Origin of the sequence: Photobacterium obscurum (assembly GCF_026191635.1) — a bacterium.
Lineage (GTDB): Bacteria > Pseudomonadota > Gammaproteobacteria > Enterobacterales > Vibrionaceae > Photobacterium > Photobacterium obscurum.
In genome coordinates this window covers 81,290-93,780 of sequence record NZ_JAKRRW010000006.1, presented here as the reverse complement: position 1 = coordinate 93,780, position 12,491 = coordinate 81,290, and the positions used below count along the sequence as shown (strand labels likewise).

General features: G+C 49.9%; 12 protein-coding genes. All 12 read right to left on the bottom strand.

Annotated elements, in window-relative coordinates; translation table 11 throughout:
- Nucleotide 1 precedes the first annotated feature (1 nt).
- From MD588_RS10025 to MD588_RS09970, 12 genes are read right to left on the bottom strand one after another with little or no spacing between them, the layout of a single operon-like run.
- A complete protein-coding gene (locus MD588_RS10025) occupies nucleotides 2-574 on the bottom strand; it encodes a histidine phosphatase family protein (RefSeq protein WP_265697031.1) in 573 nt (190 codons plus the stop codon).
- Nucleotides 571-1,875 carry a cobyrinate a,c-diamide synthase gene (locus tag MD588_RS10020; protein WP_265697030.1) on the bottom strand — a complete coding sequence of 435 codons (1,305 nt, stop codon included), beginning with the start codon at nucleotides 1,873-1,875 and terminating at the stop codon, nucleotides 571-573. The genes MD588_RS10025 and MD588_RS10020 overlap by 4 nt, the downstream gene beginning before the upstream one ends.
- Complete coding sequence (locus MD588_RS10015; protein WP_265697029.1) at nucleotides 1,872-3,353, bottom strand: cobyric acid synthase; 1,482 nt, start codon at nucleotides 3,351-3,353, stop codon at nucleotides 1,872-1,874. The genes MD588_RS10020 and MD588_RS10015 overlap by 4 nt, the downstream gene beginning before the upstream one ends.
- Before the next feature lie 38 nt (nucleotides 3,354-3,391).
- Nucleotides 3,392-4,507 (bottom strand): nicotinate-nucleotide--dimethylbenzimidazole phosphoribosyltransferase family protein, encoded by a 1,116-nt coding sequence (locus MD588_RS10010; protein ID WP_265697028.1) that lies wholly within the window; start codon nucleotides 4,505-4,507, stop codon nucleotides 3,392-3,394.
- The gene (gene cobU / locus MD588_RS10005) at nucleotides 4,414-4,956 is read right to left on the bottom strand and encodes a bifunctional adenosylcobinamide kinase/adenosylcobinamide-phosphate guanylyltransferase (RefSeq protein WP_265697027.1); all 543 of its coding nucleotides are present in this window, start codon (nucleotides 4,954-4,956) and stop codon (nucleotides 4,414-4,416) included. Before cobU ends, MD588_RS10010 begins: the two co-directional genes overlap by 94 nt.
- The gene (locus MD588_RS10000) at nucleotides 4,946-6,010 is read right to left on the bottom strand and encodes a threonine-phosphate decarboxylase (protein WP_265697026.1); all 1,065 of its coding nucleotides are present in this window, start codon (nucleotides 6,008-6,010) and stop codon (nucleotides 4,946-4,948) included. The genes cobU and MD588_RS10000 overlap by 11 nt, the downstream gene beginning before the upstream one ends.
- Nucleotides 6,010-6,978, bottom strand: a complete 969-nt coding sequence (gene cbiB / locus MD588_RS09995; protein ID WP_265697025.1) for an adenosylcobinamide-phosphate synthase CbiB — start codon at nucleotides 6,976-6,978, stop codon at nucleotides 6,010-6,012. Before cbiB ends, MD588_RS10000 begins: the two co-directional genes overlap by 1 nt.
- Nucleotides 6,968-8,359: a uroporphyrinogen-III C-methyltransferase gene (gene cobA / locus MD588_RS09990; RefSeq protein WP_265697024.1), complete on the bottom strand. Its 1,392-nt coding sequence runs from the start codon at nucleotides 8,357-8,359 to the stop codon at nucleotides 6,968-6,970. Before cobA ends, cbiB begins: the two co-directional genes overlap by 11 nt.
- Nucleotides 8,356-9,180: a precorrin-4 C(11)-methyltransferase gene (cobM, locus tag MD588_RS09985; protein ID WP_265697022.1), complete on the bottom strand. Its 825-nt coding sequence runs from the start codon at nucleotides 9,178-9,180 to the stop codon at nucleotides 8,356-8,358. Before cobM ends, cobA begins: the two co-directional genes overlap by 4 nt.
- Nucleotides 9,177-9,998 (bottom strand): precorrin-3B C(17)-methyltransferase, encoded by an 822-nt coding sequence (gene cobJ / locus MD588_RS09980; protein WP_265697021.1) that lies wholly within the window; start codon nucleotides 9,996-9,998, stop codon nucleotides 9,177-9,179. Before cobJ ends, cobM begins: the two co-directional genes overlap by 4 nt.
- On the bottom strand, nucleotides 9,991-10,839 hold the full coding sequence (locus MD588_RS09975) for a sirohydrochlorin cobaltochelatase (protein WP_265697020.1): 849 nt from the start codon (nucleotides 10,837-10,839) through the stop codon (nucleotides 9,991-9,993). Before MD588_RS09975 ends, cobJ begins: the two co-directional genes overlap by 8 nt.
- On the bottom strand, nucleotides 10,836-12,491 hold the full coding sequence (locus MD588_RS09970; protein WP_265697019.1) for a cobalamin biosynthesis protein: 1,656 nt from the start codon (nucleotides 12,489-12,491) through the stop codon (nucleotides 10,836-10,838). Before MD588_RS09970 ends, MD588_RS09975 begins: the two co-directional genes overlap by 4 nt.

Genomic DNA, 12,491 nt, shown 5'->3' with positions numbered 1-12,491 from the left:
ACTATGCAATCGCCGGTATTGATGGTGACCATTCCAGCACAATAGGCGCTGCATTAGTCTGGATACCGTCACCTTTATGCCAGGAGGGGGTGTCATTCATCAGGTTCAAAAAAGCCCTTAGCCACTCGCCGTGACTAACAAGGACAACATCAGACATCGCATGTAAGCGATGCAGATCATCGAAAAATGAAACAATTCTTTGCTCAAATTTCTGCTCCGGCTCGGCACCAAACAGGTCGTTCAGTTGTATTTCATAGCGCTGATGGTAACGCTGCCAGTACGATTTAAGAGCATCATCATGATCAATCACCTCGCCTTCCAGAAGCCCGAATTGCCGCTCGCGCAGTCTTTTATCTACCACCACCTCTGTGCCGAGGGATTTCGCAACAATGGCCGCAGAATTGAAGGCTCTGCCAAGGTCGCTGCTGTAGACAACAGGAGCCTGCAATAACGGAAGATCCAAGTTATGGAGCCCAATTAGTGCAGAGGAAGTTAAGGGACTATCCAGCCAGCCCTGAATTCTTTTCTGTCGATTCCACTCGGTCTGACCATGGCGAATTAACACCAACCTCATAGCGCGCCCTTGAAAATATTGGCAACCAGTTCTGGGTTCGACGGAAAATACCAATGGATATAGGAGGCAATAACCTGTTTATGCCGCCAGACCGGATCGAGCTTACGCCCACGTTGCGAAACCGGGTGACAGGCTATCTCTTCGCTAGAATCCGTTTTCGAGTAATGGAAGGTGTGACCCCGTAACGTTTCACCTGGTAAAAGCTCCCCTTCCACCAGACCAAGAGCCGCCAACGAACCCTGCATCCTTGAGTTGGCATTCAAAATGCCACACATCTCACCAGACTTGCCTTCAATATCGGTCAGCGAATTATTGAGATATAGCATTCCCCCACATTCCGCCAGCACAGGTTTGTGGTTATTTACGTGGGCATGCACTTGCTGCTTGAGGATCGTATTTTCAGCCAACTCTTTCAAATAAAGTTCCGGATAACCACCGGGAAGGTACAGGGCATCACAGTCAGGCAATTCATCACCCTGGATCGGTGAGAAGAAACTCAGCTTCGCACCAAGCGCCGTAAGCAAATCCAAGTTCGCTTGATAGATAAAACTAAATGCCGTGTCTTGCGCGATCGCAATGGTGATTCCTTCGAGTCTCCTCTCCGGCTTTGCACTTGCTACCGGCACAAACTGGCTTTTAGGCGGTAACTTAAGATTGACATGCTGCGAGATAAGATCGGCAGCCAGGTTTAACCGATCATCGAGATCGTCCAGTTCCTGGGCTTGGACCAGGCCCAAGTGACGCTCGGGCAACGACAGTCCGATATCTTTTTGCAGATAGCCACAAAACTCCAGCGTGTCCGGCAAGGCTTCTTTGAGCATTTCAGCATGACCGGTGGATCCCACCCGATTCGCAACCACCCCATACATGCTGATATCTTGCCTGAAATTAGCCAAGCCATAAGCAATAGCACCGAATGTTTGTGCCATGGCTCCGGCATTGATCACGGCCAGGACAGGAATACCCAGCTTCGCCGCGATATCCGCACTCGAACACTGGCCGTCAAACATCCCCATCACACCTTCGATCAGGATAAGATCGGCCTCTTTGGCCGCTTCGGCAACTAATCGGCGACAGTGCTGCTCGCCACACATCCAGAAATCGAGCTGATAGACCGGCTGATGTGACGCGAAGGCCAAAAAGTTGGGATCAATAAAGTCAGGTCCCGTTTTAAAGACCCGGACTTTTTTACCCAGGTTAGTAAAGTAGCGTGCCAATGCCGCCACTACCGTTGTTTTACCGCTACCAGAACTGGGCGCGGCAACAACCAGTGCGGGACAGGAGATATGCTCATCAATCACAAACACGCCTCCTCTCGATCCAGCTCGGGCCAAAGCTTTTTCAAATCCAAATGTTGCTCAATCGCATCGGCAACCCGATTGATACCGTCTTCACGCATCTGCTCGAAATCGCACCCTTTGGCACCCATTAACCCCGCCCAGCGCAAAATCGCACCACATGCTTTCTCTGATTCGAAGATACCGTGCAGATAAGTCCCAAAGACTGCGTCTTCCATACCGAGACAACCATCTGCACCGGACTCCAACGCTAGCGGCGCATTGCTCCCAATACCTTTGGTAACACCCGCGTGGATTTCATAGCCGAAAACATCAACTATCTCTTGTCCCGGCAGGGTTAACGTACCTTTGACTCTTCTCAGTTGCTTATCGTTTTTAAGCTCTGTTTCCAATGGTAGGTATCCTAGCCCTCGACTTTCACCCGCAGGACCTTCTATTCCCTGCGGATCAGCAATTAACTCACCAAGCATTTGATAGCCACCACAAATCCCCATCACTTTGCCACCAAAACGGAGGTGACGTTCTATTTGTTTGTCCCACTCCTGAGCACGCAGAAATGCCAAGTCGCTTCGGACACTCTTTGATCCTGGAAGAATGATGAGATCAGCAGGTGGCAATGGCTGATTTTTCCCGACAAACACCAGATCAACACTGGGATGCATACGAAGTGGATCGAAATCAGTATGGTTACTTATGCGCTGGACAACAGGAACCACCACTTTGAGTTTGGGGCCCTCAGAACTTAACTGACTCACATTGATGGCATCTTCAGCTTCCAGCATCAGGCCGTGAAGATAAGGCAGCACACCAATAACCGGCTTACCGGTTTTCTCTTCAAGCCATTCAAGGCCATTTTCAAGCAGTGCAATATCGCCTCTGAAACGATTAATCACAAAACCGGCAACCCGAGCCTGCTCGGATTCACTCAATAACGCCAGGGTTCCATACAGGTGGGCAAATACGCCGCCTCTGTCGATATCGGCGACGATAATAACAGGAATGTCCGCTTCTTCGGCAAAACCCATATTCGCGATATCGTGATCTCGCAGGTTGATTTCAGCCGGACTGCCAGCCCCTTCAATCATCACGGTTTGGTACTCTGCCTGAAGGCGATTGAACGACTCCATCACATAGCGCATAACTTTGGGTTTAAAGGCGTGATAAGCCTTGGCATCCATATCCTGATGAGCTTTGCCATGAATGATCACCTGCGCACCGATATCGGTATTGGGCTTCAAGAGGATGGGATTCATATCGGTGGTCGGCTCAAGCCCGCAGGCATACGCCTGTACGGCTTGCGCCCGGCCAATTTCACCACCGTCAACCGTCACGGCGCTGTTCAGCGCCATGTTTTGCGGCTTGAATGGTGCGACTTTTATGCCTTTTCGCGACAGTACGCGACACAAACCCGCCACAAGGACACTTTTGCCCGCATCAGAGGTAGTACCCTGAACCATTAATGCTTGAGAACAAGACTGCATTTTTATTCCTCTACAATACCAAACTGAACAATTTAGTATTACTTACTCAGCCAGGCCGATACGGCATCGTCCAGGCTATCGATAATCTCTTCACCAGACATGCCCTGCTCTTCAGCAAAGACCAGGCTGGCACCCAGGCCACATCCCTCCACAACGTAACCTTGCTCGTACTTGTTGAGAGCAGCAAAGCGGGAGTGATTGAAATTCACATTGGGGGTTAAAACACTGCACTGTTCTGGCAGCTTTGACGCCGCATAAGTCGCATCGGGCGAATCGAATATCCAGCGAGTAGTGGCTATTTTCAGCGCCTCTGTACTGATTTCGCGCTCCATCGCTATCACTGGTGCAAACATCATGGTGCCGCCCGCTAATATCAGCTCTTTAAGCTCAGCATCCAATAAGGCGCAAGTGGCTCGCTGAACCGGATCAGACAGCTCTAAATCGCCAGAAAAATGGGAGACCTCAACGGGCAGCGTTTCAGACATCACCAATAACTGCTTAATAACCTGCTCTTTTCTGGTCAGCTTTTCAGGATCTTTGGTACTGCCCGAAAACATAATCTCCTTGCCGAGCCAGCACTTGAGCCACACTATGGCAAAGGTGGTTCCACCTATTCCTGATTCTGCAATAAGGTGTCTTTCGCCGCTCTCTGCTTGTCTTTTTAGCTCAGGGATTAACTGGGTCTCTATTAAGGCTTTTTCTTTGCCCAGCTCGCACTGATGAATGACAACATCATCCAACTTGCAGCCGGAGAAATCGGGAAGATTATCCAGCCCGAGCTGATAGCAATGGAGCCTGATTTTAAATCCGCGTTTTTGCAGGGCGCGTAATATCCCATGCACCAAAATCGCAGGAGTCACAGAGCCATTGCCAAGTACAGGGGAAGGTAAATAAGCACCATTAAGGCGAGTATTGGCTCTTCCGCACACAATCAACTCGGTATCGCGTGTCGGGTGATACTGCATTAAACCTTCACCGGCTCCGGCATCACTCACAAGATGGAGATCTTTGATTGGCGCCACGCCATTTAAGGTTACAAAGTTAAGCCATGTCATCTGTGCTACCCCTGAGTTTCGTATTTCAACGATAAAGGCAGCCCGGCAACCACCAGCGTCACCTTGTTCACCCGAGCGGCGATCGCCTGGTGTAGCCATCCGGCTTCATCAACAAATTTCCGGCTTACTTCTCCCATTGGGACAATACCGGAACCCACTTCATTGCTAACAAAGATCACCTGGCCAGGAAGCAGTTCCAGTGTCGATAACAGGCTGGCTTTATATTCCTTCCACCCGATTTTCGATTCACCAAACAGGCAGTTGCTCAGCCATAACGTTAGGCAATCGACCAAAATGCAGTTATCTGGCTTACTCAATTCTTGCAGCACTTGGGGTAGCGCTAATAGCTCTTCGATAACCAGCCATTCGTCAGGTCTCTGCGCTTGATGTTTTCTTACCCTTTCCGCCATCTCCTCATCACGAACTTCTGACGTAGCGATATAGATAACCGGCTTTCCAGACGCTTTTGCCTGCTTTTCTGCATAACTGCTTTTGCCTGAGCGGGCGCCGCCTAATACCAGTTCGATAGTCGGTTTGTTATTTAACATGCACAAGCTCCTTATTCGCAGACATATTCCGGATTTCAGCTAATTTCTCCAAGGCAACGGCTAAGTGTTGCCACTGCTTTTCATCGGCGGGTAAGCCAAAACGGAGGGCATTTTTTTCATCACAGAGGCGGGTAAGGACTTTTTCCCGGCACAGGAAGTCGTAACAGAAAGTCGCGTCATAGAGAAAAGCGGTAATGAAGAGATCGGTGCCGCTGGTTCTCGCGGTGAGCCTTTCAGCGATAAGGCGACTCAAGCGTATCGAGTTATTATGGATAAGCACTCTAGCCGAGCTTTGCCAGGCTGAATCACTCAGCGCCTGCTTTACCACCGAGCGGCTTGGGCCGGTCACCGTCCAAGGGCCAATCAGGTTTGAGAGTGAATCTTTAATCGCCTGTTCGGCAAAAACAAAGCCAACTCGGGCTCCCGCCAGACCGAAGAATTTACCGACCGAACGCAACACGACTAAGTTACCCATGTCTTTGTTAGGGCTTAACATGGATTCATTTGGGGTACAATCAATAAAGGCCTCATCAATGATTAAGGTCGCTTTTCTCTTTGCCAAATCAACATAGAGATCGGTTAGTTCCTCTTTTCGACTCAGCTTGCCAGTAGGATTGTTGGGGTTAATAACCAGGACCACATCGCACGTAGCCACCTGTTCTTTACTCGGCAGCCCGTCATAAAACTCAATCTGCCAACAGCATCCATCCTTGCGGTAATTCCCCCATGCATGCTGATGTTCCTTATAACCGACACTTGGCAAGGCAACAGTACCTGTACGGCCCAGCTTTTCAGTCATGACCTCTGGCAGGGCCTTAATGGCGGCCTGAGAGCCGGCAACCACAACAGGTTCAACCGAAGCGTTGTAATAGTTTGCTGCAGCCTGCTCTAAGCCGTCATTTTCTTGTGGTAACTGATTCCACGCGGCGAGTGGAATATCACCTACCGGGTAGGTAAAAGGACTGACACCGGTAGAAAGATCTATCCATTCGGCAGGATCACTGCCGTATTTACCTGCCATTGCCAGCAAGTTTCCACCATGTTTTACTGCCATTAACTCACTCCTACCATTACGCAAACTAACCACAAATAACTCAATGCAAAGCTTCCTCGGGTGACAAGCTGATTCGCTTTGGGTATTGAATCCCAGCTTGCAGGCGCCCCGGCACCCATGGGGTTCTTATCGTGCAAAACACCGTGGTAATAGGTCGGCCCCCCTATCTCAATATTCAGGCTTCCAGCACCTGTGGTCATCACCACGCCGCCGTTAGGGCTTTTGCACTCTTTAGCCTGTTGCTGCCAGCACGCTAATGCTTGTTGGAAATTGCCCTGGAGTGCGTAAACCACAGCAGTAACCCGGGCTGGCAACCAACCGAGAACATCATCGGTTTTGGCACTAAACCAGCCAAAGTCGATATACTTTTCATTCTTGTAACCCCACATCGCATCCAATGTGTTGGCAAGACGAAACAGCACGGCTCCCGGCGCACCAAAAATAAGAAACCAGATCATGGGACCGAATACGGCATCATTGCCGTTTTCCAGTACCGATTCGATGGTGGAAGAAGTGATTTCCTTCTCCCCCATTTTTTCGGTATTGCGGCTGACGATCATTGAAACCTGGTAACGCGCTTGCTCAATATCGCCACGCTGAAGCGGGTCATAAATATTTTCTGCATGCTCTATCAGGCTCTTGCCACCAATGGTGAGATAGAGAATCACGACATTACCAACGACCAACGCAATGACAGAAAATTGAGCAATAAGCGAAAGCAGCAAATAGCTAAGTAGCACTAGTGGCATTACAGATAAACACCAGGCAACAATGCCTTGCTGCTTGGTGCTGATAAACGAAATAGCCCGACACCAAGACTCACACTTTTTTGCGAGTCGGCCAAAACCCACCAGAGGATGGAAACGCTTTGGCTCACCCAGCCATTTATCCAGCCACAAACTGGCGACCACACTAAATGCACTGATTAGCAAGCTCATACCGGTAGTCAAAGAGGCTTCATGCAGCATGAGTACACTCGTTATCTGCCGAGTGATTAGACGCAATCAACTTTGAATAGCTAACTAGCTCCGAATATGGAATGTCTTCCGCAGAAATATAACCATTAGCAAGCGCCCAATGATTGACCTCTTCATTGAGAGAAACCATCTTGGCGTTTGCCAGTGCTTCGGGGTGATGCTCAAAAATCGACTCTACGACAGCAATATCTTCAACCAGTACCCAATCAACAGGTGGTAGGTCATACCCAAGAGGCTTGCTGATCCTGCGACCGATTTGATAGAAGTTATTTTGCTCACCAAAGGCTTTGCCGGCATCGAGTGTCAGGATCAGTGCATATTTACTGGCTTTTTCTGCCCTGATCCCATATTGAGCCAGTGCCTGACGGACAAACTTATCGTTGCTGCTGATTGGCATTGAGAACTTGCGGATATCCCATTGGTAATCATTTAATGCCTGCCACCAAAGCTCGAAAGTTGCCAGATCATCGAAAGCCAGCTCTTGTTGAATACTAAAGAAGTGTAAATCTTCTTCATCAATAAAAGAGTCAGTTGAGAGCTTAGGGATATTGATAACTTCCCCGCCACAGTTGCTAATTTGGCTCAAGTCATCATGCGAACCGCAAACCAGAAAACGTGAACCCGCGAACGGCAAGTCTTTTCGCCAGTCAAACTCTTTACTCTGAGCAACCACATCCCCCACCACAACCAGAGCAGGGCCTGTTTGCTCCAGCATATTGACCCGCTCACCAATATTCGCCAAAGTACCGGTAATGCAGTGATGATCGGCACTTGTTGCCGAGGAGATAAAGGCAACGGATGTCTCCGGGCTTCGTCCATTGGCAATGAGGTTTTTCGCATGCTCGGCCAGTTTTTTCGCCCCCATGTACAGAACCAAAGTACCGCCGGCACGGCCAAGTTCACCCCAGGAAGCAATCGTCTTTGAGTGTTGGTGACCACTTACGAATGTCACACTGGAAGCCACACCGCCACTTGTGAGCGGGAAACCAGAGTATGACGCCGCCCCCAAGGCAGCTGTTATTCCCGGTACGATCTCGTAAGGCACATCATTAGCAATCAGGTCACGACACTCTTCCGTCGTACGTCCGAAAATGCACGGATCGCCGGCTTTCAAACGGGCAACACTTTTTCCGGCCAGAGCAAACGCCATCACATCAGGGTGCATGCCGTAATCAATATGACAGCCCTGATAGCCCCGGTAACCCACTTGATGAAGCTCTACATGAGCCGGCACGCTGGCGAGAATCGCGGCACTAACCAGTTTGTCGTAACAGACAACATCACACTCACTCAATAACTGTTTGGCTCGACAGGTTAATAAAGCCGGATCGCCCGGGCCAGCACCGATCAAATAGACTTTGCCATTACTCATTGGATGTCTTCACTCTTTGTTGCTTGGTTAGTTACGCTGTTTTCTTCGACAACAACCTCTTCAACGACAGTCGCTTTACGGCAAGCATGTGAAAAGCTTGGGTCGTACAGTTTAGAGTCGACAAAATCGTCGATGGCAAATACCTTGCTGACAATGATCATCGCAGTAGATTTGATATTCGCTTCATGCATCTTGTCCGCGATATCTGCCAGCGTACCGCGAAGGATCCGCTGCTCCGGATGAGAAGCTTTTTCTACAACCGCCACCGGCCAGTTTTGCGGATAAACATCGCTGAGCTCTCTGACCACCTTTCGGATCAAGGTCGCGCTCAGGAACAAGCAAAGTGTCGCTTCGTGGGCAGCCAGCGATTTCAGGTTCTCCTTTTCCGGTACCGGCGTGCGACCAGATGCGCGGGACAAGATAATGGTCTGGCACTCTTCAGGCAGTGTCAGCTCTTGCCCAAGCGCCGCGGCTGAAGCCTGAAAGGAAGAAACACCAGGAATCACCTTCCAGTCGATACCAAGCTGGTTCAGCCTGCGAGTCTGCTCGGCAAGCGAAGAGTAGATAGAAAGATCCCCCGTTTGTACCCGGGCCACATCATGACCATTTTCCTGGGCATTGGTATAAACCGCGGTGATCGCATCCAGATCCATATCGGCTGAGTTCAGAACCAATGCATCAGGACGAGCACGCTCAATCACAGCCTTCGGCACCAAGCTGCCTGTGTATAAAACGACCGGGCAAGTTTCGACAAGCTTTGCACCTTTAACAGTGATTAAATCCGGATCACCTGGGCCCGCACCAATGAAATAAACGGTCATACTCGTTCCTTACTGCTTTCAGTTTCTTGTTTTAATGAGCGTCCCGGAGTTTGTCCCGCCAGGGTCGCTCCATCTTCTAGCGTGTATTTGTTCTTGTAGCCACGTGGAGTGACGATCCAATCGTCGAATCGGTAACTGCTACTGTTGCCAACAATAACGGCGGCGTTCATGCCAAATACCAGCTCGGTAAACTTATCCAGGGTAGAAAGCTGTACCGATTGTTCGCCTCGATATGCGGCATTAACCACGGCAACCGGTGTTTCCGGCGCGCGATGTTTTAGCAGTATTTCCTGGGCCTCAATGATGTGATTCTGGCGTTTCCTAGAACGCGGGTTGTAAAAGGTGATAGCAAAGTCTGCCACTGCAGCGGCTTCAATCCTTTTGGTGATCACATCCCAAGGCGTTAACAGATCTGATAACGAAATCGTGCAGCTGTCGTGTCCCAAAGGCGCACCAACCAGCGAGGCACAGGCATTCGCCGCTGTGATACCTGGAATAGTCTCAACTTCCATTTGCAGAGATTGATTGGCGATAAGCTCAAAAACCAACGGCGCCATGGCATACATGCCAGCATCACCCGAACAGACAAGCGCAACATTTTGCCCTTCCAGAACATGCTTGATAGCACAATCAGCGCGCTGCCACTCTTTGGTCATACCGCTGCGAACAAGAGCCTGGTCAGTAATAAGCGGGGCAATCAATTTGACGTACAATCCGTAACCAACAACAACATCCGCATTACGGATCACGTCCTGCGCTCGGATAGACATCAGGTCAAGGCTTCCAGGCCCCAGGCCAACAAGAGATAACTTAGCCACGATAGGCCTCCTCAGCAGGTACTTTTAAGCGAACCAACCCCTCGGCGATTTGCAGGAAAATAATATCGGTCACTTCTTTGGTCTCAAGCAGACTAAATGATTCGCCGTTCTCGCTTTGTGCAAGCTGTACATCACAAAGCTCTGATAGCTTGGCTTTGATATCTACCATGTCTTTGACAAAGTGGTTGCCCGAAACCAGCAGCAAGGGAACAATCCGCAGCATTGCCTTTTCAGGAGTGTCGACTCGCTCAATACGCTTCTTGATAGCAGGAGCAAGCAGGTCAAACGGCCATGCCCCCTCCAGTGAACAGGTCAGGTTTTTATCCGATAGCTGGCTTAATAAACTGTCGCAATAGCCAATGGACTGGTGACCGGCGTTGTCCAGATAAGGAGCCCCATGATGAACAAACAAGTTCAGATCACTGCCATCTTCAAAGCGTTTGTTTAACCCGGCCAGTAACTTATTTGCCATATGGGTGTGATGCACTATCGCCGGCGTATATTCGATATCGGACAGAGAGAACTGGCGGAAACCCTCAACCATTTGCACCAGTTGCTTATGCTCATCAGTTGGGAACAGGTAGCAAGAGACAACCAAAATCCGCTGATAGCCTTCCAAATCCAAATTTGCCAGCACAGCAGGAAGATGCTGATACGCTTCCCCGCCTTGATTCAATTTTTTAATCACCATTCGTGAACTAAGGGCGATTCTTACTTCACAGTGGGGGTAGCGCTCGGCAACGCTTTGCTGCAATTCCAGGTAGCGTTTTTGTTCTACCACAGAGCCAAAGCAACTCAGTACAATCGCGGTTCCTTTGGTGTAATGTCGTAGCCTTTTCATTGTTCATCTCCTGAAGGCGCAGCTATCGGCGCAAAATAATCTGAATCGAGTACTTGAGTTATTGGCTTGTCATTGGCTAATGCCTGGAATAGTTCACGCCACTGGGTTTCAGAGAGCGTTTCAATATTTCGCAACCACAGGGCATTGTTCACCGCGGCAGCCTCGCTTGCGTCACGCTGGTAAATAACCATTGTCGAGCGGTTACGGCAGGCCCCCGCACACATAGTCCTGCTCACTTTGATACGCTTGCTTCCTGACGCCAATCCCATCTCTTTAAGCAGTCCACGCAGCTCATGGCCAAGGTTTTTGCTGCCAGCTTTGGCACAACGACCGCCTTCGCACACCAGAATATGGTGACGGTGATAAAGCATGGGACGGTTTAGATCCGGGTGCTTAGGTTTGCACTGGTAACCCTCGACGACTTCATTGCCGTATGCGTTAACCTTGACTGGCGTTGCTTGATGCTGCGCTTCACCTGGTTGATCAGTCATACCGTGACGACCATGGCTACCGTGTTTGTTTTTTCCCAGCCAGTTCTTTCGGTTTTGCCAAGCCAAAGGCTCAGAAAACGCCCTGCGGCAGCAGGCCAGGGTCATATTGAAACCGTCTTGCTTAAATGCCCATTTGGCAACGATGAGCTTTTCGGTATTACTCAGCTTTAATGCCGCCGCTTCGGCAACCGAACAGCTGCCTGTCACTTTCTTAACGTAATCTGACGGTTTCTCGATACCTTTGACGTTATCCAGTACTTGCGGTGCATAGGTTTGGTATGGCCACTGATTTTCTTCGGCAAGCTCAATGATCCCTGTCTCATCCGCTTTAAGATCTATACTGGCCAGTCCGTAAACCGACTCCAGACTGATATTGAATTCATCACTAAATGACTCTAAGCCTGCTTTCAGAACCGATACAGGTGTATTGCGGTCACAGCCAATACCGAGAACAATCGACTTGGGGTGCCAAAGCACCAGCTTGTTATGCCACTTCCCAATTTCGATTCGCTTCTCATCGCTGATCAGGATCGCGCCTTGGTAGTCATCGGCATTAAACGCATCCAAACTATCGTGACAGATGAGATGGGCAGGCATGCGTTTGTCATACTTCCACCAGCCCTTCTCACCGGCTTGCTGGATGATGGCAACCGGCTGTTCATTCACTACGGCTGCAGATACAGGTGTGATTGCATTTTCTGTTTGCGGGTCGAGATACCAGCCAAACGGTGCGCCGAGCATATCGACAGACACACTTTCAGAGACATCCGATGCCGTGGTAACGACAGGTGTGGCTTTAACGATATAAGCCACACGCTCAGTCAGCTCGTTGGCACCGCCACGGTGGCCAGACAGCAGAGAAATAGCAAACTTTGCCTGTTCATCCAGGCATACGACAGCCGGATCGGTACGTTTATCACCAAGCAGAGGGGCAATTACCCGGCTAACAATGCCGCTGGCAAAAACAAAGATATGGCCGTCATATTGGCTGAATTTTTCTTCGACAAACCCAGAAAGCGGAAACGCCAATGGCTGGGCAAATTCGCACTCGTTGATTCCAACTTCAGAGACAAAGACATCCGCATACGGCAGGGCACGTTTCAGGCGCTGAGCCTGTTTTGCCCCATTCACGGTTATTGCGTAAATAGCTAACTTCATCAT